Genomic DNA, 21,851 nt, shown 5'->3' on the forward strand with positions numbered 1-21,851 from the left:
GGATCCGCATCGGCAACCGCACGGAGACGAGCAAGGCCGCGCCTTCCGGCGCGGCCCCGAAGTACCGTACGGCGGCAGCGGCAGCGGCAGTAGCAGCCGCGGGCCGGGTCCTACGCGCCGATCCGGGCCACCAGCACGCAGGCGTCGTCCTCGCGCTCTCCCTCGCCGAACTCCCCGATCACCAGGCGCACGCACTCCTGTGCCGATCGCGCCGCCGAGAACCGCGGGGCGAGCGCCAGCAGCCGCTCGGTCCCGTCCGCCCGGCTGAACTCGATGCTGCGCGGGGTCAGTCCGTCCGTGTGCAGCACGAGTACGTCGCCCACCTCGAGCCGTTCTTCGGCCTGTCCGTACGTCGCCCCGGAGGTCGCCCCCAACAGGACCCCCTCCGGAGGCAGCAGCGACCTGCCGGTCCCGCGGCGGAAGAGGAGCGGGGCCGGATGGCCCGCCTGCGCCCAGGACAGGATCCGGCGCGCGGGATCGTAGCGACAGCAAACAGCCGACCCCAGGGCCGGCTGCACGGAGGTCTCCAGCAGCTGGTTGAGCCAGCCCATCAGCGGGCCGGGCTCGATGCCGGCCATCGCCATCCCGCGCAGGGCGCCGAGCATCATCGCCATCCCGGAGGTGGCGGTCACCCCGTGGCCCGTCAGGTCACCGACCGTCAGCATCGACTGTCCGTCGGGGAGGCGGAGCGCGTCGTACCAGTCCCCGCCGATCAGCGCGCTGGTCGCGGAGGGCAGGTAGTGCGCGGCCACGTCCAGCGCGCCGCTGCTGTCGTGCGGGAACCGCAGGGAGCCGCGCCACGGGGGGAGCACGGCTTCCTGCAGCTCGACCGCAAGCCGGCGCTCGGTCTGCGCGATCTCCCGCCGGCGCTGCAGCGAGTCACGGGACTCGCGCACCGCCCGCTGGCTCCGGCGCAGCTCACTCACGTCCCGCAGTACGGCCCACATGGAGGCCGTGCAGCCGTCGGAGTCGAGTACCGGCTCGCCCCTCATGTGCAGCGTCCGGACCCGGCCGTCGGCCCGGACGATGCGGAACTCGCCGTCAATCGGCTTGCCGTCCACCAGACACGCGGTGACCATCGCGGTCAGCAGCGGCTGGTCCTCGGAGAAGAGGGTCGACCCCAGTTCGTCGAGGGGAAGCGCGCCCGCCTCCGGGGAGCGCCCGAAGATCTGGAAGAGCTCGTCGGACCAGCTGACCTCGTCGGTCAGCAGGTTCCACTCGGCGCTGCCGACCCGCGTCTGCTGTGCCTCGGCGCCGGTCTCGGGTGCGGCCTGCGGGAGTTCGAGCGTCTCCGGCGCCGGCGGCAGGCCCTCCTTGAGCTGGTCGAGGTGCTCGCCCAGGTCGTCGAGGTGGTGGACGGCGAGATCGCACAGTGCGCGCTGCCAGCGGCCCTGGGCGTCGTCGTCGTCCACGACGGTGTCGCGGCGGACCGCGTCCACGTCTCCCCGCAGTCGGCGGGTCTGAGAGATCAGCGCGTCCACCGACCCCGGCTCGGGCGGCTGCGCGGGACGGTCCGCGAACAGGTGGGACGGCATGAGAACTCCGATACAGGCGCGGCACGGCCAAGTCTGAAGGAAGGACCGGTAACGACTGTTGCACAGGCAGCGAGGGCCTGTAAGGCGTTTGGCAACATCCGCAGCGTCCTTGCTCCGGGCATATGTCAAAGGCCTTCCGGCCCTCCCCGGCCGTGCGAATACTTCCGGCCAGGCCTGCCGACACGCCCGCACACCCGTTGCCGCGCTGGGTGGTGAAAAACCTCCTGGCGCCCCCCGCGAGCCATGCGCACCCGCGGCCGGAAACCAGCCCCGGGGTGGCGGGCGCTCGGTCGTACGGCCGAGGTGTACGAGACGTGTGTCCCCTTCCACTTGCGTGAGAACCGGATCAACACGACGGCCCCGAAGTCCCCCGATCGAAGGACTCCGCCGCCGCCTTCCAAGAGGCCTCGCCGATCGCTACCCTACGTGTCGGTAACTGGTTGGGGGAGGTCCGCGCCGTCGGGCCCGCGCAGGGTGGGGACACACAGACATGACCGGGCAGAGCCGCCGCTCCTTCCTCACCTACCTCGTCGCGGCGCCGACCCTCGCCCTCGTCACCCGGGCCGGAGCCGACGCCCTCGCCCCCCAGCCCGCCCACGCCGCGATCCCGACCCTGCCCGCCATCGCCGACCTGGTGGACCTGGGCGACCTGTTCATCCTGGCGGGCGCGCCCACCTCCGCCCTGCTCGCGCTCGCCGTCGAGGCCGACGGCACCATCCGCTTCCGGCTGCCCCGCGAGGAGGTCGGCCAGGGCCTCACCACGGCCGTCGCGATGCTCGTCGCGGAGGAGCTGGACGCTCCGCTCGACCGCATACGCGTGGAACTCGACGACGCCCGACCCGAGTTGCTGTTCAACCAGCTCACCGGCTCCTCCAACTCCATACGCTCCCTCTACGGGCCGGTCCGGCAGACCGCCGCCACCGCCCGGGCCCGTCTGGTCGCGGCCGCCGCCCGTCGCTGGGGCCTCTCGGCGGGCGCCCTGACCACCGCCGGTGGAGCCGTCCGCGCCCCCGACGGCCGCACCGCGGACTACGGCTCCCTCGCCGCGGCCGCCGCCGACCCGGCGCTCGTCGTCCTCGGCGCCACCCCCAAACAGCCGGCGAAGCACGCCCTCGTCGGCAAGCCGACCAGCAGGATCGACGCCCGCGCCATGGTCACCGGCGCCCAGCGCTACACCCTCGACCTCGACGTCCCCGGAGCCAAGCCCTGCGTGGTGCGCCGCCCGCCCTCGCTCGGCGGCAGCGTCCGCTCCGTCGAGAACCTCGCCGCCGTCCGCGCCCTGCCCGGCGTCCTGCACGTGGTCACCATCCCGACCGGGGTCGCCGTCGTCGCCGAGACCTTCGGCCAGGCCCTCGACGCGAAGGCGGCCCTCCAGGTCACCTGGGGCCCCGGCCCCGCGGACCGGCTCTCCGACGCCGAGATCCGTACGAAGCTGCGCGCCGCGACCCCGCCGCTGCTGGTGCCGCCGCTGCTCACCCCGTACGTGGACGCCGAGTTCGACTTCGCCTTCGTCAGCCACGCCCCGATGGAGACCAACTCGGCGGTCGCCGACGTACGCGAGGACCGCGCCGAGATCTGGTCCGGGCTCAAGTCCCCGATCGTGGCCCGGGAGACCATCGCCGCCGACCTCGGGCTGCCGCTCGACAAGGTCACCGTGCACGTGGTCCAGGCCGGCGGCTCCTTCGGGCGGCGGCTCTTCTTCGACGCCGCCCTGGAGGCCGCCCGCGTCTCCAAGGCCTGCCGACGCCCGGTCCGGCTGATGTGGACCCGCGTGGACGACACCCGGCACGGCCGGATGCGCCCCGCCACCCACCACAAGATCCGCGCCACCTACGCGCTCGGCGAGGTACTGAGCTTCGAGCACCGGGTCGCCGCCGCCGAGACCGACTTCCGGCACGGGCTCGGCGAGATCATCACCGCCACCGCGGCGAGTCTGCCGCTCGGCATCGGCAACGCCACCCTCGCCCAGACGCTGTTCCTCACCACCATCAAGTCCCCGTACAACTTCGGGCTCACCACCCAGCTGCTCTCCGAGGTGCCGACCGGCATCCCCACCGGCTCCTGGCGCTCCGTGTACTCCGCCAACACCCGGGGCGCCGAGGAGATCGTGGTCGACGAGCTCGCGGCGCGGACCGGCAAGGACCCGTACGCCTTCCGGCGGGCCTTCCTGAAGACCGACGCCCAGCGGGCGGTGCTCGACAAGGTGGCCACGGAGGGGGAGTGGGGGCGGACCCTGCCCGCCGGCTGCGCACAGGGCATCGCCTTCCACGAGGAGTACAAGTCCCGCACCGCCTGCCTGGTCGAGATCGACACCCGCGACCCGGAGCACGTCCGCGTCACCAAGGCGGTCATCGCGGTGGACGTCGGCCTGCCCGTCAACCCGCGCGGACTGGAGGCCCAGATGATCGGCGGCCTCACCGACGCCATCTCCACCACCCTGCGGGCCGGGCTGCACCTGGACAAGGGGCTGCCGCTGGAGGGCAGTTACAGCCAGTTCCACTGGGCGAAGCAGCGGGACACCCCGCGCGAGGTCAAGGTCTTCGTGCTCCCGGCGACCGGCACCGAGCCGGGCGGCGCGGGCGAACTGGGGCTCCCCGCCGCCGTGGGCGCCATCGCCAACGCCTGGGCCCGCGCCACCGGCTCCAAGCCGCGCAGCTTCCCCCTCGACTTCGACGTCGACTTCACCCCCTACCCGCGCTAACCGCTGGAGTACGCCGTGCCCTCGCACACCTTCACCGTCAACGGGCAGAGCGTCACCGTGGACGCGCCCGACAACCTGCCCCTGCTGTGGGTGCTCCGCGACATGCTGGGCGTCACCGGCCCCAAGTACGGCTGCGGGGTGGACGTCTGCAAAGCCTGCACCAGCCACCTCGACGGCACGGACGTCCGGCCCTGCGTGGTGCCCGTCTCCGCGTGCGCCGGGAAGGCGGTGACCACCATCGAGGGGCTGGCGAACGGGGACGATCTGCACCCCGTGCAGGAAGCCTGGCTCGAACAGGACGTCTCCCAGTGCGGTTTCTGCCAGCCCGGCCAGATCATGGCCGCCGTCGCCCTGCTCAAGCGGACCAGCGAGCCCACCGACGCGGACATCGACGCCATCGCCAACATCTGCCGCTGCGGGACCTACTTCCGCATCCGTGAGGCCATCCGCAGCGCCGCCGCCAAGATGTGAGCCGCGGTCGGGGGGCGTAGCGGCGGCGCGTGGGCACGGCGGCCGGTTCCCGGTACTTCCCCCGTGCGCCGCCGTACCGCCGGCCCTGGCGCTGGGCGCGGGGGAAGCCGGACGGACCCGGCCGCCCCCGCCCTCGGCAGTTCGGTGCCGGGTACCCGCAAGCGGCTGAGCCGCGCCCGCCACGACCTGTGGCCGGCCCCACCGGGCCGAGGAACTCGGCGGAGTGACACCGACGGCATAGGCCGTGGATTTGGGACAAAATGGACGATCATGCCTGAATGAGGCGTATCAATCTGAAACGCGTGCTGGTCGGTGAACCGCTCGACACCGCGCGGCTGGGCGAGACCCTGTTGCCCAAACGGCTCGCGCTCCCGATCTTCTGCAGCGACCCGCTCTCCTCCGTGGCCTACGCCACCGAGGAGATCCTGCTGATCCTGGCCCTCGGCGGCGTCGCGCTCCTGCACCTCGCCTGGTACGCGGCCGCCGCCATCGTCTTACTGCTGGTGGTGGTCGTCGCCTCGTACCGGCAGACCTGCCACGCCTATCCCGGCGGCGGCGGCGCGTACATCGTCAGCTCCAAGAACCTCGGCGAGAGCGCCGCGCTGACCGCCGCGAGCGCACTGCTCGTCGACTACGTCATGACCGTCGCCGTCTCCGTGGTCTCCGGCGTCGCCGCCATCACCTCCGCCATCCCCGCCCTCACGGACCACGAAGTCGGCCTGTCGGTGGGGTTCGTGGTGCTGCTCACCCTGGTGAACCTGCGCGGCGTACGGGAGTCGGGGCGGCTCTTCGCCATCCCGACCTACGGCTTCGTCCTCGTCATCTACCTGATGTTCGCCGTCGCCGCCGTCCGCATGGCGACCGGGGACTCCATCCGCGCCGAGTCCGCCGACCTGCCGATCACCGCGGTCGGCACCTACACCGGCCTCGCGCTGGTGCTGCTCGCGCTGCGCGCCTTCGCCTCCGGCTGTACGGCGCTGACCGGCGTCGAGGCCATCAGCAACGGCGTACCCGCCTTCGAGAAGCCCAAGAGCACGAACGCGGCGACCACACTGGCCGTGATGGGGGTGCTGGCGGTCACCATGTTCAGCGGGATCACCATCCTCGCCATGGTCTACGAGGTGCACGTGGCCGCGAGCCCGACCGAGCTGGGCCTGGCCCCCGGTACGCCGACCTCCACCGCCCTCGCGCAGATCGGCCGCGCCACCTTCGGCAGCTGGCACTTCCTCTTCTACCTGCTCCAGGCCGTCACCGCGAGCGTGCTCGTGCTCGCCGCGAACACCGCCTTCAACGGCTTCCCGATGCTCGCCTCGATCCTGGCCAAGGACCGGTTCGCGCCGCGCCAGCTCTTCAACCGCGGCGACCGGCTCGTCTACTCCAACGGCGTCGTCCTGCTGGCGCTCGCCGCCATCGCCCTCATCGTCGCCTTCGACGCGGAGCTGACCCGCCTCATCCAGCTCTACATCATCGGCGTCTTCGTCTCCTTCACCCTCTCCCAGGCGGGCATGGTCCGGCACTGGAAGCAGGAACTCGACTCGCCCGACACCCCGGCCGCCGAGCGGATCCACATCCACCGCAGGCGCGCCATCAACGCCGTGGGCGCGATCATGACCTCCGTGGTGCTGGTCATCGTCCTGATCACCAAGTTCACGCACGGCGCCTGGCTGGTCGTGATCGCGATGCCGCTGCTGTTCCTCAGCATGAAGGGCGTCCGCCGGCACTATGACGCCGTCTCCCGGCAGGTGGCCGTCGCGCCCGGGGTCAAACCGCGCAAACCCTCCCGCCACCACGTCGTCGTCCTCGTCGCCTCCGTCCACGCGCCCACCCTCAAGGCCCTCGGCTACGCGCAGGGCCTGCGGCCGGACACGCTGACCGCCCTCTCGGTCGCCGCCGACGAGGAGGACGCGGAGCGGCTGCGCGAGGCCTGGGCGGAGCACGACCCGGGGGTCGCGCTGAAGGTGCTGCACTCCCCGTACCGCGAGGTGGTCGGGCCGGTGCTCGCGTACGTGCAGGAGCAGGCGGCCGCCGAAGGCACGGACATGCTGTCGGTGGTCATCCCTGAGTACGTGGTGGGCCACTGGTGGGAGCAGCCCCTGCACAACCAGAACGCGTTCAGGCTGAAGGCGAGGCTGCTGTTCACCCCGGGAGTCGCGGTGATCGACGTGCCGTACCTGCTGGAGTCGGCGCGGTCCGGGGAACCGGGGGAGCCTGTGGCGGCCTCCGGGGCGGCTGCGGAGCACTAGCCCGCTGCTGGACGACCGCGGTGTGGGCCAGCGCCAGCTCCACCACGTGCGCGGGGTCGGAGAGGGTGCGGCCGGTGAGGTGCTCCAGGCGGCGCAGCCGGTTGGAGACGGTGTTGCGGTGGCAGTACAGCCGCTGGGCGGCGTGCGTCGTCGAGCCGTGGCAGGCCAGCCAGGTTCCCAGGGTGGTCAGCAGCACCAGACGCTCCGCCGCCGGCAGGGCCAGCACCGGACCCAGGACCACCTGCCGCAACCGGCCCGCGAGTTCGGCCTCGGCCGCGACCAGGGCGGCCGGCAGCCGCTCGTCCAGCAGGGCGGTGGGAGGCCCGTCGGGCGCGGGGGCGCTGCGCAGGGCCAGTACGGCCAGCCGGCGCGCCGGGGCCAGTTCCGGCGGCGTCCGGACCACGGGGCTCACGCCGGCGCGTACGCCGAGGGGCGCGAGCAGCTCCCGTACGGATTCCAGCGGATGGTGGCCCAGCTCCACCAGGCCGCTCTCCCCGTCGGAGCGGATCCGCCAGAAGATGCGCGGGGCGCCGGGCGGGGCGCCGGGCGGGGTGTCCGCGTCGCCCGGCCCACGGTCGCCGGGGGCGAGGACCACGACCGCGAAGCGGCCCCGCTCCGGCAGCCCGAGCCGGGCGGCCGCGTCCGCCGCGTCCGACGCGGTGCCGTCGAGCAGCCCGTCGAGCAGGGCCGCGCGGCGCTCCCGCTCGGCGTCCCGGTGCACGGCCTCGGCCCGGCGGTACGACTCGGCGGCCGCGTCCGTCAGCTGGTCCAGTACGTCCCACAGCACGGCCGCGCCCGGCAGCAGCCCGGGCAGCGCCGCCGGGTCGTGCGCGGCGACGGCCTCGGTCAGCGTCTGCCACAGCAGCCGGCCGCCGAGCCGGTAGGCGCGCAGCAGCGAAGCCAGCGGCAGCCCCTGCCCGGCGCGCAGCGAGCCGGTGGCGCGGGCGTCGGCGAGCCCGGACGGCAGGCCGTGCGGGTCCCGGGCCAGAGCCTCGACGACCCGGCTCAGGGTGTGGTGGAACCGCTCGCGCAGCTCGGGCCGGCCGAGCAGGGCGGCGTACGCGGCATCCTCGGCCAGCGTCCGGTCGGCGAGCCGGTCCGCCGTCAGGGCGATCCGGCGGGACAGGTCCTCGCGTATCTCCTCGACGATCCGCTCCATGACGGGCAGGGTGGCACGGGGGAGGGCGCGGTGGGGAGGGCGGAGGCGTTCCGCTTCCGCTAGCGTGTCCGAAGCACTGCACGTGCAGTGCTCACGATGCCGTGCAATCCAGACCGTCAGGAACCGCCCATGCGCCAGAATCCGGAGCGCCGCGCCGCGCTGCTCGACGCCGCCATCGAAGTACTGGCACGCGAGGGCTCACGGGGGCTGACGCTGCGCGCGGTGGACGCCGAGGCGGGGGTGCCGACCGGCACCTCCTCCAACTACTTCGCCAACCGCGCCCAGCTGCTCGTACAGATCCTGCACCGCACCCGCGAACGCCTGGTCCCCGATCCGGCCGACCTGGCCGGCCCGCTGGACACCAAGGTGCTCCTCGGCCAGCTCGTGCGGCGCATGCGGCGCGAGCGGAGCGTGCACATCGCCATGCTGGAGCTGCGCCTGGAAGCCACCCGCAGACCCGAACTCCAGGCGGAGCTGTCCGGGTTCCAGGGAGCCGAGCTGGAGGCGAACATCGCCTGGCACCTGGAGAACGGGCTGCCCGGGGACCGGCAGGGCGTGGTGCTGATCTACCTGGCGATGCTGGGGCTGATCGTGGACGACCTGACGGCGCCCGCCCTGCTGGAGCCCTACCCGGTGGAGGGGCTCATCGAAGCGATGGTCGAGCGCCTCCTCCCGGAGCGCCCCGCCGACTGACTATCGTGCCGGAGGGGGGACCGGCACGACGCACGGGAGGGGACCGTGGAGATGGCGGACATCGCCGGGGGCGGCATCCAATGGCTGGCGGACTGGGACGGCTGGTACGTCAGCCTGACCTTCGCCCGGGGCATCGGCCCCGACGAACTCGCGGCGCGGCTCGGCGCGGTACCCGGCATCCACCCCGGGCCGCTGGGCGCGATGGACGCGTGGAGCATGGTCACCGAGACGGTGGACGGAGACGGCGTGGCCCGCGTCGGCAGCTGGGGCGGCTGGTCCTTCGCCGTCGAACACGGTGTGCCGGCCGGGGCGGAACGGCTGGCGGACGTCTCCCGCTCGGGCGTCGAGGCCGTCCACCTCGACCCGCAACCGGACCATCCGCCCAAGCAGTTCGCGTACGCCCGCAACGGCGAACTCGTCTGCTGCTTCGGCCTCGGCGAGGAGTGCTGGCGCGGCGGCCACCAGCCGGACTTCCTCCTCCCGGAGCTGGTGGCGGCCAAGATCCTCACCCCGGACGGCGCCCACGCCCGCCCCGACGACGAAGAACCGGACGAGGACCGCGACCGCCGCACCCTCGGCGTCCTCGAACACCGCTTCGGCCTCTGCCTGCCGCGCCACCTCATCGAGGAGACCCCGCTCCCGGCGTTCGTGACCTGCACCCAGTGAGACCCGTCAGCCGGTGTACTCCCGGATCGCGTGACGCGCCAGCGCCGCACGCACCGGGGCCAGTTCCGCGGCCACCGCCGCCGCGGCCTCCTGGGGCGCGGTCCGGGCAGGTTGGAAGGCCCCCTGGCGGGTGGGGTCGCCGGGGCGGCGTGCGGTGATCTTATGCTCAGGTTTACGCGAGTCAGCTTGGTTTTGCGGCCGGTGAGCGACTTTGATGGGTTTGCCAGGCTTCGCACTTGAGCAGGGGGACCACCCATGGGCAGCGACCACAGTCAGGACCACGGCCACAAGGACACCAACCCCACCCTGATCGGCTCCGTGCAGCGGGCGCTGCGCCTCGTGGAGGCGATGTACGCGGAGGGCGGTGCGACGGCCAAGCGGCTCTCCCGGATCACCGGCATTCCCTTGCCCACCGTCTACCACCTGCTCCGCACCCTCAGTCATGAGGGATACGTCCAGCGGGAGAGCGGTGCCTTCCGGCTCGCGGACGATCTTCCGCTCGCTTCGTGATCAAATTCCGACGGGTTCCAGCCAAGCTGTCACGTGCTATCGCGCATGTTCCAGCGGAAAATGCCAGAACGCCCTTTCGCACTGTGGAAGTTGAGTAAGTTCCCTCCTGTCGCGCCGTACGACTGTGCACCACGCACGTCCGGCCGGGAGGGGAGCCTGCGTGCCCGGGATCGACGAATGCCTGCTCGAAGCCATGGCCCTGCCAGGGGCGCGGGGGGCCGCGCTCGTCGACTGGAGCAGCGGACTGGCCCTCGGCACCGCGGGGGACTCGCCCGTGGGCGACCACGAGACCACCGCCGCCGAGACCGCCGAGCTGGCCCGGGCGGCCGCCGAGTACGAGTCCTTCGCCCCGGCGGAGGGGCCGGCGAGCGGTGACGGGGCGGCGGGAGCCGGGGCGGGGCTGCCCGTCGAGGACCTGATCGTCACCACCCGCACCGGCTACCACGTGCTCCGCTTCGTCGAGACGAGCTTCGACAGCAGCGTCTTCCTGCACCTGTGGCTCGACCGCGCGGACGGCAACCTGGCCCTGGCCCGGCACAGACTCCGCACGCTGGCCGAAGGGCTGGTGCTCAGATGATCGGCGCCGGACCCGACCGCGGAACCGGCCCTGACCGCCGAACGGGACCCGACCGTCGAACCGGGCCCGGCCCCGGTGCCGTCGCCATCTCCCCCCTCCTCACCCGACTCGCCGCCGAGCGCGCCACCGGAGCCCTGCTCCGCGACCGCGGCACCCTCTTCCTGGAGGACGGGCACGTCGTACACGCGGAGAGCCCGGCCACCCCGGGCCTCGACGTCCTGCTGACCGCCGGCGGCGGCCTCGCCCCCGAGCGCTGGCGAGAGGCCGTCAACCAGGCCGGCGCCCGGCGCCAGGTCGCCCGCTTCCTCGTCGACAGCGGCGGCATGGCCGGCGGCGAGCTGGAGATCTGCCATCTCGCGGCCATCTTCGACGCCGCCTTCTTCGCACTCTCCCCGGGCAGCGGCCCCTCCAGGTTCCGCCGCGGCGCCACGCACTGGATCGGCTCCGTCCGCTCCGTCCCGGCGGCCGCCGTCGAGCGCGAGACCCGGCGCCGCCGGGAACTGCTCGACGCCGTCTGGCCGTACCCCATGCTGGACACGGCCCCGGTGGTGCCCCGGGCCGCCGCCCCCGGCCAGACGGTGACCGCCCGGCAGCGGCTCCTGCTCGGCCAGGCCGACGGCGTACGGACACCGGCGGACCTCGCGTGGGTGCTGGGCCGGCCGGCCTTCCACACCCTGCTCGACGTTCGGCGCCTCGCGGCGGCGGGGCTCGTCGAGACCCCGCACGAGCCGGCCGCGGCGCCCGCCGGAACACCGCTGCCCGACTGGATTTCCCAGACCCAATCCCCGGACGTGGCGCTGCTCCGCCGGTTACGCGACGCACTGGAGGCAAGCCTGTGAGGCTCCCGCTGCGACCGGCCCTGCGCGCCGACCGCTCCGAGCGGAGGCAGCCCGAAAGGAGAAGGGCCGACATGAGTACGGTGCCCGCCGAAGCCGAGGCCGAGATACTCGCCGAGCTCCGGCGGCTGCGGGCCCGCGTTCCCCAGCTGACGGGCGCCCTCGCGGCGAGCGCCGACGGGCTGGTGCTCGCGCAGGACAGCGCCGCCGCCGAGGCCGAGACCGTCGCCGCCCTCACCGCGGCCGCCCTCGGAGTGGCGCAGCGGCTCAGCGACAGCACCGGCCAGGGCGGTTTCCGCGAACTGCTGTTGCGCGGTGAGCTCGGCTACGTCGCCACCTACGCGGCGGGAGAAGCGGCCGTCCTCACGCTGATCGCGGAGCCCCGCGTCAATGTCGGCCGCCTGCACCTGGAGGCCCGGCGCTCCAGCCTGCGGATATCCGAGCTCATAGACCTCACCCTCGGGCGGCGGACCTCCGCAGCCCCGCAGGGCTGAGCCCGTACCCGACCGCTCCACGGCATCGGCACCGACCGTCAACACATACATACCAAAACCACTGCGAACACCATAAACAGGACAGCAGTACCAGGAAAGAGGAGTCACTCATGGCCAACGTGGAAACCGCGCTCAAGGAAGCCACCACCACCATCGACGGCGCGATCGGCGCCGCCCTGGTCGACTACGGCAGCGGCATGGCGCTCGGCACCGTCGGCGGCGGCAAGGACCTCGACCTCACGGTCGCCGCCGCGGGCAACACCGACGTGGTGCGCGCCAAGGTCCGCACGATGGAGATGCTCGGCCTCAACGACGAGATCGAGGACATCCTGATCACCCTCGGCAGCCAGTACCACCTGATCCGGCTGTTGAAGGGCCGCGGGGCCGCGGGTTTCTTCCTCTACCTCGCGCTCGACAAGAAGCGGGCCAACCTGGCGATGGCGCGGCACCAACTGGCCAAGATCGAGGCCGAACTGGAGATCTGATCCGAGGCCCGGTCCCCGGCCGGGGACCGGGGTCCATAGCGTCGGACCGCATCGTCGAGGTGGCGGGCGGCTGAATTCTTTGCCGTCCGCACCGACGAGAACCGCCCATATGTCCGAAATAGGGCGAGTTTATGATTCTGTTACAGAGTAAGATGCTGTGAACAAGTGATCATCGATAAAGCATAAAACGCTGGAGAATCCGCCACCCATGCCCCCGCGCCTGAGCATCGTCGTCCCCGTCTACAACGTCGAGCTCTACCTCGACGAGTGCCTGGAATCCATCGCAGCTCAGACCTTCGACGACTTCGAGGTCATCCTCGTGGACGACGGGTCCACGGACGCCAGTGCCGTCATAGGCAAGGCCTTCGCCGCACGGGACAAGCGCTTCCGGGTCGTGATGCAGGAGAACGCGGGCCTCGGGGCCGCCCGCAACGTGGGCGCCCGTCACGCCCACAAGGACAGCGAGTACCTGGCCTTCGTCGACAGCGACGACACGATGCCGGACTACGCCTACCAGAAGCTCATCGACGCCCTCGACACGACGGGCTCGGACTTCGCCGCGGGCAACGTGAAGCGCTTCCGCTCCGTCGGCATGCAGCAGTCCTGGGGCCACCGGGCCGCCTTCGCCAAGACCCAGCTGAAGACCCACATCTCGAAGTTCCCGGCGCTGGTCACCGACCGCACCGCCTGGAACAAGGTCTACCGGCGCACCTTCTGGGACGAGCACGGCTTCCAGTACCCGGAAGGCATCCTCTACGAGGACGCCCCGGTCAGCATCCCCTCGCACTACTTCGCCTCCAGCGTCGACATCATCAGCGACTGCGTCTACCACTGGCGCGTCCGCGAGACCGGCGAGCGCTCCATCACCCAGCGCTCCACCGACCCGGTCTCGCTGATCGACCGCGTGACCTCCGTACGCCTGGTCCGCGAGTCCCTCAAGGCCAAGCAGGGCGCCAAGTACGCCCGCTACCTGCGCGAGTACGACTACAACGTGCTGAGCGAGGAACTCCCGCTCATCTACAAGTACGTCGGTGAGGGCGGCCCGGACTTCCGCGCCGCCTTCGTCAAGGAGGTCGGCGGGCTCGTCCGGGAGATCGGCACCGGCCCCTGGAACGCCCTGACCGTCGCCGACCGCCTCAAGGCGTACCTGGCCGGAGAAGGCCGCGTCGAGGACTTCATCGCCCTCCAGGAGCACCAGCGCGACTACCACTACAGCGTGCCGGTCAAGGGACTCGCCCGCCCGCAGGCCGACTACCCCTTCCTGCAGGGCCGCCCGCCGGTCCCCGCGAAGATCCTCACCCTCGGCCCGCGCGAGCGCCGGGTCGTCAGCCGCCTGGAGCAGGCGGCCTGGGTCGACGGCAAGCTGCTCCTGCGCGGCTACGCCCTCCCCGGCCACCTCGGCGCGGAGAGCCGCCTCGGCTCGCGCAAGATGCTCGTCTTCCGCGAGGGGGGCAAGCGCCGCCGCTCCGTCGTCAGCGCCCGTACGGTCGCCTCCGCGACGGCCAGCGTGATGTCCCCGCACCTCGCCCTGCGGCACGCCCGCTGGGCCGGTTTCACCGCCGCCGTGGACCCCTCGATCTTCCAGTCGGGCGGCACGTGGCGCGAGGGCATATGGACCACGTCCATCGCCGTCACCGGCGCCGGAGGCCTGCACCGCGCCCGCCTCAAGGGCGGCGAGCACGACACCGGCCAGAACCCGCCCTCGCACTGGGTGGCCCCGCACGTCCGGATCACCCCGACCGTCGCCGGCTCCCTCACCATCCAGGTGGAGATCGTCCGCGCCCGCGCCCTGGACGTCCGGCCGGCCGGTGACGACTCCGTCGAGGTGTCCGGCGAACTCGCCGCCGAGATCAGCGGCGCCAAGACCCTGCAGGCCGTCCACGTCAGCACCGGCAAGGTCCTGACCTTCCCGCTGGAGACCGCCAAGGCCGCCGCGGGCCGGATCCCGTTCACCGCCCGCGTGCCGCTGGCCGAGCTGGCCGCCGTACCCGATGCCGCGTGCGAGCCCGGCGAATGGGTCCCGGAGCCGTGGAGCCTGTCCGTGCTCGGCGCCGACGGCACCGAGCACCGCCTGGCCCACGACGAGCGCGGCGGCTTCAACGGCCTGGTCCTGCCCCTGCCCGGCGAAGACACGGGCCGTTCCCTCTTCGCCAAGCGCGGCAACACCGGACACCTGACCCTGTCCGTGCAGCCCTCGCCGCCGCTGGTCGACGAGGTCACCGCCGCGGACGGCACCCTCACCCTGCGGGGCCGGTTCGCCGCGCCCACCGACGAGCCGTACGAGCTCGTCCTGCACAACGCCCACGGCGTGGAGTTCAGCTACCCCGTCACCCGCGACGGCGACGGCTTCACGTCCACCTTCGCGCCCGTGCTCCCCGAGGCGTACGCGGGCCTCACCACCCTCCCCGAGGGCCGCTGGTGGCCCACCCTGCGCCCCGTCGCCCAGGGCGGCACCACCGCCGGCCTGCTCGGCGTCGACCGCGGCGCCCCCGTGCAGATGGCCCCCGGCCTGCTCTGCTCGGGACCCCACTCCCTCACCACGCGGGGCCGCCGGATGCGGGTCGAGACCCGCTTCTACGACCGCATGGTGCTGGTTGCCGACCCGCTGCTCAGCCTGAACGACCGCTCCAACTTCGCCCAGCGCGAGGCCCGGTTCGAGACCTACCCGGCGCAGCGCGCCCTGCCGGTCAAGGACATGGTCGTCTACGACACCTTCCAGGGGACCGGCGCCGGCGACTCGCCCCGCGCCATCCACGAGGAACTGCTGCGCCGCGGCGAGAAGCTGGAGCACGTCTGGCTGGTCCGCGACGGCCGCGCCGAGGTCCCGGCGACCGCCCGCGCCGTGCAGTACGGCAGCGTGGAGTCCTGGGAGGTGCTGGCCCGCGCCCGCTACTTCGTGACCAACGACAACGTCCCGATGCGCTTCCAGCGCCGCGCCGGACAGACCGTCGTACAGACCTGGCACGGCACGCCGATCAAGCAGATCGGGCACGACTTCGTGCACGACTACTACACGAGCCCGGAGATCCTGGAGGGGCTGGCGCACGACAGCGCCCAGTGGTCCCTGCTCGCCTCCCCGAGCTCGTACGCCACCCCGCTCCTCAAGCGCGCCCTCGGCTACGACGGCGAGGTCATCGAGGTCGGCAGCCCGCGCACCGACGCGCTCGTACGGCCCGACGCGCAGCGGATCGCGGAGGTCCGGCGCAGGCTCGGCCTGCCCGAGGGCAAGAAGGTCGTCCTCTACATGCCCACGTGGCGCGAGAACTGCGAGGGCTGGTCCGGCGGCTACAAGCTCGACCTGCGGATCGACCTGGAGCAGGCCCGCCGCGAGCTGGGCGAGGACCACGTCCTGCTGGTCCGCGGCCACCACCACGTCAGCGAGCAGGTCCGCGACGGCGTCCGCGACGGTTTCGTCATCGACGTCTCCCGCTGGCCCGACGCCGCCGACCTGCTGCTGGTCGCCGACGTCCTGATCTCGGACTACTCCTCCGCGATCTTCGACTTCGCCCTGACCGACCGGCCGATCCTGCTCTTCACGTACGACCTGGAGCACTACCGCGACACCCTGCGCGGCTTCAACTTCGACCTGGAGGAGAAGGCGCCCGGCCCGCTGCTCGCGGACTCGGCGAGCCTGATCGAAGCCGTACGGAACGCGGACGAGGTCGGGGCGCGGTACGCGCAGGCACGGGCGGCGTTCCGCGAGGAGTTCTGCGACCTGGCCGACGGCCGCGCCGCCGAGCAGGTCGTCGACCGGATGCTCGAGATGTAGCCCCAACGGGTGCATTCCAGGACGGACACGGACCGGTCCCGGGCCCACCGATGAATTTCGGTGCCGGGGCCGGTCTGTATGTGCGAGACGGTTTCGCCGCACACCCCCGGACCCTGGAGGCAACCATGACCAGCCAGCCCTTCACGACGTGCCTGTGGTTCGACGGCAACGCGGAGGCCGCCGCCGACTTCTACCTGTCCGTCTTCAAGGACGGCAAGCTCGGCCGGGTCGGCCGCTACGGCGAGGCGAACCCCGGCCGGGCCGGTGAGGTGATGGTCGTCGAGTTCGAGATCAACGGACAGAGGTTCATCGGCCTCAACGGCGGCCCGCAGTTCCCCTTCACCGAAGCGGTCTCCTTCCAGATCCACTGCGCCGACCAGGCGGAGGCGGACCACTACTGGGAGGTACTGACCAAGGACGGCGGCCAGGAGTCCAACTGCGGCTGGCTCAAGGACAAGTTCGGGCTGTCCTGGCAGGTCGTGCCCACCGAGGCCATCGACCTGGTCTCGGACCCGGACCCGCAGCGGGCCGCCCGCGCGACCGAGGCCATGTACACGATGAAGAAGCTGGACGTGGCGGCGATGCGACGGGCGGCCGACGGAGCCTAGGCAGCTGCCCGCGCGATCCGGGCCAGCAGGGCCGGGAGCGCCGTACCGATCGGCTCGCGGACCAGCTCGTCCGCGAGGGAGTCGTACGGGGTCTCCTCGGCGTTCACGATGATCAGGCGGGCCCCGGCCTCCGCGGCCATCCCGGCCAGCGAGGCCGCGGGCTGCACCTGGAGCGTCGACCCGACGGCGATGAACACCTCGCAGCCCTTCGCGACGGCCACGGCCTGCGCCAGCACCTGCGGGTCGAGCCGCTCGCCGAACATCACCGTCGCCGCCTTGAGGATCCCGCCGCACGCCAGACAGGCGGGATCCGGCTCACCGGCGGCGACCCGGGCCAGCGCGGCTTCCATCTCCGACCGGGCATGGCAGCGGGTGCAGACCACGGCCCGGGCGGTGCCGTGCAGCTCGAACACCTTGCGCGCGGGCATCCCGGCCAGCTGGTGCAGCCCGTCCACGTTCTGCGTGATCACCCGCACCGGGACCCCGGTGGCCTCCAGCTCGGCCACGGCCCGGTGCGCGGCGTTCGGCTGCGCCCCGAGCGCGCCGATCTCGGCCCGCATCAGCCAGGAGCGCCGGCGGATCTGCGGATCGGCCATGTAGTACTCGTACGTCACGAGCTTCTCGGCGTCCGGCTCGCGCCGCCACAGGCCTTGCGGCCCCCGGTAGTCCGGAATCCCGGAATCGGTGGACATCCCGGCCCCACTGAACACTGCGACAAGCGGCTTTCCCATACGACGACCCTAAGGAAGGGGTGCGGGCGTCCGCGACCGCATTACGCGGCTGCGGCCGCGGCCGCGGGGCGGCGAAGGGCCCGGATCGTCCATTCGCGGCGGATGGGTCGTTTCAGCGGTGAATCCCGGCGCCCACAGGAGTGATCTATGCGCCGACCTCCCATGGCGGGCCGGACAGGCGGCTACAAACCGGACATGAAGCTCATGCCGTACGGCCTTGGCGTCCTGGTGCCGACCCTGTTCGCACTGCTGTTCCCGACGCCCGTCCACGCCGTCGCCCATCCCGCTCCCACCCGTTCCACCTCCGCCTACCCCGTTCCCGGCCATCACACCGCTCCGCAGATCAGCCGGTTCCTGAGCGCCTTCTACGGTCAGCACGGTCCCTCCGCGCTCAAGCGCGACCGCCACGTCTCGGCGCAGCTCCGGGAGAAGCAGGTCCGCACCCCGGAGTACGACGTCCTGCTCTGCGCCCAGAACGAGCCGCGGCGCATCGACATCGGCCCGGTCACCGTCCAGGAGTACGCGGGCATCGGCTCGGCCACCGTCACCACCCACTGGGGCTCGGACGACACGCGGACCTTCACGGCGTACGTGCGCCTCGACTCGAAACCCATCGAGCTCGACGACGTGATCTGCGCGCCCTGAAAGCCCGCTGCGGGCGGGCCCGCTGACGGCCGATCAGGCACCGCTGCGCGGGCTCTGCCGCATCTGCTACAACACCGGACATGACGGGATTCGAGATCACCGGCGCGAGCGCCGCCGACATGGGACTGATCCGCGCCTGGGCCGACGAGGAGGGCTGGAACCCGGGGGATTGCGACCGGTTCGCCTTCACGGTGGCCGACCCGGCCGGGTTTCTCGTCGGCCGGCTCGACGGCGAACCGGTGGCCTGCATCTCCGCGGTGCGGTACGGCGTCGGTTTCGGGTTCATCGGGTTCTACATCGCCCGCCCCGCCGTCCGGGGCCGGGGCTACGGGATCCGGCTGTGGAACGCGGGGATGGAGCGGCTCGACGGCCGGCTCGTGGGGCTGGACGGGGTGGTCGAGCAGCAGGGCAACTACCGCAAGTCCGGCTTCCGTTCGGCCTGGAACAACGTCCGCCACGAGGGTGTTCCGCAGGGCGTGGACGGTGCGGCCGGTGCCGATGCCGAGGCGGGCGGCGGCGTCGAGGTCGTGGACGCCGCCTCGCTGCCCTTCGGGCAACTCGCCGCCTACGACCGGCGGTTCTTCCCCGAGCCGCGCGACGCTTTCCTGGCCGCCTGGGTCGGCCTGCCGGGGCGAACCGCCCTGGCCGCCGTACGGGACGGGCGGATCGAGGGGCTCGGCGTGATCCGGCCGTGCAGCGCGGCCTCCCGGATCGGGCCGCTCTACGCCGCGACCCCGCGGATCGCGGCCGCGCTGCTGCTGCGGCTCGCGCGGCTCGCGCCGGGCGGGCTGGTCGCCGTGGACGTGCCCGACGTCAATCAGCAGGCCACGGCCCTGTGCGCCGGCCTGGGGCTGACGCCGACCTTCGAGGCCGCCCGGATGTACACCGGCCCGGCTCCGGAGCTGGACCTGGCCGGCCTGTACGGGGTGACCAGTCTCGAACTGGGCTGACCCGCGTGGAGCGGGGGACCCGAGGGCCGGACGGCGGTCGCACGGCGCCGCCCGGCCGGATCGGCGGCTCAGGCAGCCGTTCAGATCCCGAACAGCGTGCCGGTGCTGTTCCGCATCCCGCACGGGTTGGCGAAGGTGTACGTGTAGCTCAGTCGGCGGCCCTGCCACACCCCGTCGGCCGCGACGGTGACCGGGTCCCACTCCTTGGTACACGCCGCGTCGGAGCGCGGCTGGGCCAGCGCGTCCAACTCGGGCCCGTTCGCCCGTAATTCGGCGCACGCTGTGGCCGGGGAGGGGTGCGTACCGCCCGGGCGGGGCGCGCAGACCAGGGTGACCGCGCGCATCACCGTGCCGGTGTCGGCGTCCGCCCCGTCGGTGACGCTCAGTATGAGCGCGGAAGGCGCGTAGAGGGAATCCGTGCCGGACGGCGCGGCGCCGGCCACCCCGGATCCCGCGAGCGCGGTGAGGGCGGTGAGCCCCATGGCGGCGGACGTGAGTCCCAGACCCCTTGCGATGGACCGCATTTCGAACACTCCTTGCGTGGTTGTTTCGGATAACGGACGCGAGTCTTGCCCATTCGGAACCGGAACGCCCGTTCGTACCCCGATTTCACGTCACTGCTCGTGAGCGAATGACCGCAGACCGCAGCGGTGTGAGGGCGTTGACCAGTGGGGGAGCACCTCGCCGAAACGGCCGAAGACCTCCGGTTGGGACGGGTCAGGCCCCCGTCAGCAGGCCCGTCAGCCGGTCGCCGCCCGAGGGGCGTACAGATCGAGGAGGCGGGTGCGGGTCTGCTGGAGGCGCAGTGCGAGGACGCGCCCGACCCAGTTGCCGACGGCGGACCCGAAGACGGGGTCGGCGTCCATGAGCATCCGTACGGTCGGGCCGTCGAACTGGTACGCGCGGACCGGGGTCATCGCCTCGGCCGCCAACTGCCACACGTACGGCGGGAACAGCCAGGACCAGCCGACCAGCTCGCCGGGGCCCAGGCTCTCGATGGGAGCCGGCCGGCGGCCGGCCACGGGGATCTCCAGGGTCACCGTGCCGGAGCGGACGATCCAGAAGGACTCCGCCCGGCCGCCTTCGTCGAAGATCCGTGCGCCCTCGGGAAAATTGACCTCGTGGGCGTGGGACATGAGGCGTCCGCGGTGCTCGGTGGACAGGGCGGCTGCGATCCGGATGGGGGAAGGTGTGCTCACGACGGCCTCCGCTCAGGACCCCCCGCTATCCCCAGTGTCGCCGACGCCGGGGCGAACCCGTGCGTGGCGGGCCCCACCGATTTCACTCTTCGGCGCCGGCCTCCAGGCAGGCCAGTTCCAGGGCGTCCAGGACGGCCTCGTGGCTGCGCCGGCTCAGCTCGGCGACGTTCTCGATCTGAGCCGTCGCCCAGGCCGCCAGGGTCATCGCCAGCACGCGCAGGCCGTCGGTGCCGTGCTCGGCGAGGATCTCGTCGGCGACGGTCATCGCGTCCTCGGGCACTCGCTCCGGCGGCTCCAGGCCGGCGAGAGCGCGCAGCATGACGAGGGTGCGGCGCGAAATCTCCGGCGTGATCCGCGCCAGCCGCAGGTCTTCTTCTTCGTCCATGGCGCCCCGCCCTCCAGTGCCGTGCCCGTCCCCCACAGGCACGGTAGAGGGGCGGGCCCCCGTCCGGGGTGGTTTCCGCAGGGTGACCCCCGGTAACCGGGTGACCGCGCCGGGGCCCCGCCCTGGCCGACCCGCCGGTAACTTGACCGCTGCGCCGCCGCCCGCCAGAGCGCGGCGGCCCTCCTCCGCTGCCGCCCCTTCCCGCCGGCGTGAGTGGGGTGGGGGCGGGGCGGGAGCTACTCGTCCCACACTCCCGGCGGGCTCGGCTCGGCATCCGGAAACCACCGGTGGATCGCGTCCAGAAGCCACGGTTCGGCGGTCCGGACGTCCCAGCTCGTGGAGTCGAACTCCTGGAGTTCCAGTACGAGCCGGCCGTCGGCGTCGTAACCGTCGTAGTCCCCGTCGACCAGTTGTCGGTCGGGCGCGACCAGGGAGAGGAGCGTGAGCGTCCCGATGCGGTCCCCGGCCGCGGCGCGCTCCAGCTCCGGGTGGATCCCCTCGTCGTAGAGCCGGACCCGCCAGGTCAGGTCCATCCCGAAGTCGCCCATCCGGACGAGCAGTTCCGCCAGCGTCACATACCGCTTGGGCGGACCCGCCCGCCACGCGGCGAAGGTCAGGGACAGCGGCGCGGTCATTCGGGCTGCGCCACGGCCAGGCCCCAGCGTATGCCCGGGTCCGTGGCGGAGACCTGGACCCCGAAGGAGCCGGACAGGCCGGCGCCGAGCTGGACGGTGCGCTCCGCCGGGGTGTCGGTCGGGCAGTCGAGTGCGAAGGTGACCGGGGTGTACTCCGGGAGGTTGTGGGCCTCGAAGGTCACCTCGATGCTCCCGCCGCCCTGGCAGGCGACGGTGATCCGCGTGTCCAGCCGGCTGTTCAGCCCCGAGCTGACCACGCCGCCCGAGCCGGTCTGTTCGGGCAGCCAGACCACCGCGTCCGGCCCGGGATACGGCACGAGCGCCGTGTCGTCCGCCGCCTGTGCGGCGCCCCCGCCCCCGGCCAGCGCCGCGGTCACGGCCACCGTCGCGGGCGCCATCGCGGCCATGCGTGCGTACTTCATGTCTCCCCCTGGGAATCCCTCGTGTGGATCAGCCACACGACGACACTAGCCACGCCCGCTGACAATGCCGTCCGGCGCCCCCGGCCGGTCCAATTTGGCATCTGATACGTCAAGTGCGATGAACGGGAGGGGGATTC

Annotated in this window: 22 protein-coding genes; 14 read left to right on the top strand and 8 right to left on the bottom strand. The window is 72.4% G+C overall.

All coding sequences use genetic code 11. The annotated features are described in order from the left end of the window. Positions 1 to 110 precede the first annotated feature (110 nt). Positions 111 to 1,535, bottom strand: a complete 1,425-nt coding sequence (locus ACFWB8_RS07360) for a PP2C family protein-serine/threonine phosphatase (protein WP_385223520.1) — start codon at positions 1,533 to 1,535, stop codon at positions 111 to 113. 490 nt (positions 1,536 to 2,025) lie between these two features. On the opposite strand from ACFWB8_RS07360, the gene ACFWB8_RS07365 reads away from it, so the two are divergent. The 3 genes from ACFWB8_RS07365 (at position 2,026) to ACFWB8_RS07375 (ending at position 6,950) form a co-directional block, all read left to right on the top strand. Then, a complete protein-coding gene (locus ACFWB8_RS07365; protein ID WP_385223521.1) occupies positions 2,026 to 4,236 on the top strand; it encodes a molybdopterin cofactor-binding domain-containing protein in 2,211 nt (736 codons plus the stop codon). A gap of 15 nt (positions 4,237 to 4,251) precedes the next feature. After that, the gene (locus tag ACFWB8_RS07370; RefSeq protein WP_385223522.1) at positions 4,252 to 4,707 is read left to right on the top strand and encodes a (2Fe-2S)-binding protein; all 456 of its coding nucleotides are present in this window, start codon (positions 4,252 to 4,254) and stop codon (positions 4,705 to 4,707) included. 278 nt (positions 4,708 to 4,985) lie between these two features. Next, positions 4,986 to 6,950, top strand: a complete 1,965-nt coding sequence (locus ACFWB8_RS07375; RefSeq protein WP_385223523.1) for an APC family permease — start codon at positions 4,986 to 4,988, stop codon at positions 6,948 to 6,950. Here the strand turns inward: ACFWB8_RS07375 and ACFWB8_RS07380 are convergent. Then, positions 6,844 to 8,109, bottom strand: coding sequence for a PucR family transcriptional regulator (locus ACFWB8_RS07380; protein ID WP_385223524.1), 1,266 nt, complete (start codon positions 8,107 to 8,109; stop codon positions 6,844 to 6,846). The genes ACFWB8_RS07375 and ACFWB8_RS07380 overlap by 107 nt on opposite strands. Before the next feature lie 129 nt (positions 8,110 to 8,238). Between ACFWB8_RS07380 and ACFWB8_RS07385 the strand changes: the two genes are divergently transcribed. The 9 genes from ACFWB8_RS07385 (at position 8,239) to ACFWB8_RS07425 (ending at position 16,747) form a co-directional block, all read left to right on the top strand. Next, a complete protein-coding gene (locus ACFWB8_RS07385) occupies positions 8,239 to 8,802 on the top strand; it encodes a TetR/AcrR family transcriptional regulator (protein ID WP_385223525.1) in 564 nt (187 codons plus the stop codon). Positions 8,803 to 8,853: 51 nt separating this feature from the next. Further along, positions 8,854 to 9,468 carry a DUF6461 domain-containing protein gene (locus ACFWB8_RS07390; protein WP_385223552.1) on the top strand — a complete coding sequence of 205 codons (615 nt, stop codon included), beginning with the start codon at positions 8,854 to 8,856 and terminating at the stop codon, positions 9,466 to 9,468. A gap of 255 nt (positions 9,469 to 9,723) precedes the next feature. Then, a complete protein-coding gene (locus ACFWB8_RS07395) occupies positions 9,724 to 9,978 on the top strand; it encodes a helix-turn-helix domain-containing protein (protein ID WP_385223526.1) in 255 nt (84 codons plus the stop codon). 160 nt (positions 9,979 to 10,138) lie between these two features. Then, a complete protein-coding gene (locus tag ACFWB8_RS07400; protein WP_385223527.1) occupies positions 10,139 to 10,555 on the top strand; it encodes a hypothetical protein in 417 nt (138 codons plus the stop codon). Beyond that, entirely contained in the window at positions 10,552 to 11,394 is an 843-nt protein-coding gene (locus ACFWB8_RS07405) for a transcriptional regulator (RefSeq protein ID WP_385223528.1), read from the top strand. The genes ACFWB8_RS07400 and ACFWB8_RS07405 overlap by 4 nt, the downstream gene beginning before the upstream one ends. Before the next feature lie 71 nt (positions 11,395 to 11,465). Next, complete coding sequence (locus ACFWB8_RS07410; protein ID WP_385223529.1) at positions 11,466 to 11,885, top strand: roadblock/LC7 domain-containing protein; 420 nt, start codon at positions 11,466 to 11,468, stop codon at positions 11,883 to 11,885. Positions 11,886 to 11,995: 110 nt separating this feature from the next. Beyond that, positions 11,996 to 12,370: a hypothetical protein gene (locus ACFWB8_RS07415; protein ID WP_385223530.1), complete on the top strand. Its 375-nt coding sequence runs from the start codon at positions 11,996 to 11,998 to the stop codon at positions 12,368 to 12,370. Positions 12,371 to 12,578: 208 nt separating this feature from the next. After that, positions 12,579 to 16,139, top strand: coding sequence for a CDP-glycerol glycerophosphotransferase family protein (locus tag ACFWB8_RS07420; protein ID WP_385223531.1), 3,561 nt, complete (start codon positions 12,579 to 12,581; stop codon positions 16,137 to 16,139). A 125-nt stretch (positions 16,140 to 16,264) separates the two neighbouring features. Then, complete coding sequence (locus ACFWB8_RS07425) at positions 16,265 to 16,747, top strand: VOC family protein (protein WP_385223532.1); 483 nt, start codon at positions 16,265 to 16,267, stop codon at positions 16,745 to 16,747. On the opposite strand, the gene ACFWB8_RS07430 is transcribed toward ACFWB8_RS07425, so the two are convergent. Continuing rightward, complete coding sequence (locus ACFWB8_RS07430) at positions 16,744 to 17,478, bottom strand: NAD-dependent deacetylase (protein ID WP_385223533.1); 735 nt, start codon at positions 17,476 to 17,478, stop codon at positions 16,744 to 16,746. The two genes, ACFWB8_RS07425 and ACFWB8_RS07430, sit on opposite strands and share 4 nt — an antisense overlap. A gap of 195 nt (positions 17,479 to 17,673) precedes the next feature. Between ACFWB8_RS07430 and ACFWB8_RS07435 the strand changes: the two genes are divergently transcribed. Both ACFWB8_RS07435 and ACFWB8_RS07440 read left to right on the top strand, forming a co-directional pair. Then, a complete protein-coding gene (locus tag ACFWB8_RS07435) occupies positions 17,674 to 18,123 on the top strand; it encodes a hypothetical protein (RefSeq protein ID WP_385223534.1) in 450 nt (149 codons plus the stop codon). An 80-nt stretch (positions 18,124 to 18,203) separates the two neighbouring features. Then, positions 18,204 to 19,073, top strand: a complete 870-nt coding sequence (locus ACFWB8_RS07440; protein WP_385223535.1) for a GNAT family N-acetyltransferase — start codon at positions 18,204 to 18,206, stop codon at positions 19,071 to 19,073. An 80-nt stretch (positions 19,074 to 19,153) separates the two neighbouring features. Here ACFWB8_RS07440 and ACFWB8_RS07445 read toward each other — a convergent pair whose 3' ends face one another. The 5 genes from ACFWB8_RS07445 to ACFWB8_RS07465 all read right to left on the bottom strand — a co-directional run bounded on the left by ACFWB8_RS07445 (position 19,154) and on the right by ACFWB8_RS07465 (position 21,714). Next, a complete protein-coding gene (locus ACFWB8_RS07445) occupies positions 19,154 to 19,597 on the bottom strand; it encodes a subtilase-type protease inhibitor (RefSeq protein WP_385223536.1) in 444 nt (147 codons plus the stop codon). A gap of 216 nt (positions 19,598 to 19,813) precedes the next feature. Beyond that, positions 19,814 to 20,272: a Crp/Fnr family transcriptional regulator gene (locus ACFWB8_RS07450; protein ID WP_385223537.1), complete on the bottom strand. Its 459-nt coding sequence runs from the start codon at positions 20,270 to 20,272 to the stop codon at positions 19,814 to 19,816. 82 nt (positions 20,273 to 20,354) lie between these two features. Further along, on the bottom strand, positions 20,355 to 20,657 hold the full coding sequence (locus ACFWB8_RS07455) for a hypothetical protein (RefSeq protein ID WP_385223538.1): 303 nt from the start codon (positions 20,655 to 20,657) through the stop codon (positions 20,355 to 20,357). A 236-nt stretch (positions 20,658 to 20,893) separates the two neighbouring features. Beyond that, positions 20,894 to 21,292: a hypothetical protein gene (locus ACFWB8_RS07460; RefSeq protein ID WP_385223539.1), complete on the bottom strand. Its 399-nt coding sequence runs from the start codon at positions 21,290 to 21,292 to the stop codon at positions 20,894 to 20,896. Then, positions 21,289 to 21,714 (bottom strand): hypothetical protein, encoded by a 426-nt coding sequence (locus ACFWB8_RS07465; protein ID WP_385223540.1) that lies wholly within the window; start codon positions 21,712 to 21,714, stop codon positions 21,289 to 21,291. The genes ACFWB8_RS07460 and ACFWB8_RS07465 overlap by 4 nt, the downstream gene beginning before the upstream one ends. Positions 21,715 to 21,851: the final 137 nt, after the last annotated feature.

It is taken from the genome of Streptomyces sp. NPDC060031 (assembly GCF_042736805.1).
Lineage (GTDB): Bacteria > Actinomycetota > Actinomycetes > Streptomycetales > Streptomycetaceae > Streptomyces.

Coding starts and splice junctions, on each gene's coding strand:
- ACFWB8_RS07465 (WP_385223540.1), bottom strand. CDS start 21,714: ATGAAGTACGCACGCATGGCCGCGATGGCGCCCGCGACGGTGGCCGTG.
- ACFWB8_RS07460 (WP_385223539.1), bottom strand. CDS start 21,292: ATGACCGCGCCGCTGTCCCTGACCTTCGCCGCGTGGCGGGCGGGTCCG.
- ACFWB8_RS07405 (WP_385223528.1), top strand. CDS start 10,552: ATGATCGGCGCCGGACCCGACCGCGGAACCGGCCCTGACCGCCGAACG.
- ACFWB8_RS07440 (WP_385223535.1), top strand. CDS start 18,204: ATGACGGGATTCGAGATCACCGGCGCGAGCGCCGCCGACATGGGACTG.
- ACFWB8_RS07365 (WP_385223521.1), top strand. CDS start 2,026: ATGACCGGGCAGAGCCGCCGCTCCTTCCTCACCTACCTCGTCGCGGCG.
- ACFWB8_RS07380 (WP_385223524.1), bottom strand. CDS start 8,109: ATGGAGCGGATCGTCGAGGAGATACGCGAGGACCTGTCCCGCCGGATC.
- ACFWB8_RS07410 (WP_385223529.1), top strand. CDS start 11,466: ATGAGTACGGTGCCCGCCGAAGCCGAGGCCGAGATACTCGCCGAGCTC.
- ACFWB8_RS07390 (WP_385223552.1), top strand. CDS start 8,854: ATGGCGGACATCGCCGGGGGCGGCATCCAATGGCTGGCGGACTGGGAC.
- ACFWB8_RS07385 (WP_385223525.1), top strand. CDS start 8,239: ATGCGCCAGAATCCGGAGCGCCGCGCCGCGCTGCTCGACGCCGCCATC.
- ACFWB8_RS07430 (WP_385223533.1), bottom strand. CDS start 17,478: ATGGGAAAGCCGCTTGTCGCAGTGTTCAGTGGGGCCGGGATGTCCACC.
- ACFWB8_RS07415 (WP_385223530.1), top strand. CDS start 11,996: ATGGCCAACGTGGAAACCGCGCTCAAGGAAGCCACCACCACCATCGAC.
- ACFWB8_RS07420 (WP_385223531.1), top strand. CDS start 12,579: ATGCCCCCGCGCCTGAGCATCGTCGTCCCCGTCTACAACGTCGAGCTC.
- ACFWB8_RS07445 (WP_385223536.1), bottom strand. CDS start 19,597: ATGCGGTCCATCGCAAGGGGTCTGGGACTCACGTCCGCCGCCATGGGG.
- ACFWB8_RS07375 (WP_385223523.1), top strand. CDS start 4,986: ATGAGGCGTATCAATCTGAAACGCGTGCTGGTCGGTGAACCGCTCGAC.
- ACFWB8_RS07360 (WP_385223520.1), bottom strand. CDS start 1,535: ATGCCGTCCCACCTGTTCGCGGACCGTCCCGCGCAGCCGCCCGAGCCG.
- ACFWB8_RS07435 (WP_385223534.1), top strand. CDS start 17,674: ATGAAGCTCATGCCGTACGGCCTTGGCGTCCTGGTGCCGACCCTGTTC.
- ACFWB8_RS07395 (WP_385223526.1), top strand. CDS start 9,724: ATGGGCAGCGACCACAGTCAGGACCACGGCCACAAGGACACCAACCCC.
- ACFWB8_RS07425 (WP_385223532.1), top strand. CDS start 16,265: ATGACCAGCCAGCCCTTCACGACGTGCCTGTGGTTCGACGGCAACGCG.
- ACFWB8_RS07455 (WP_385223538.1), bottom strand. CDS start 20,657: ATGGACGAAGAAGAAGACCTGCGGCTGGCGCGGATCACGCCGGAGATT.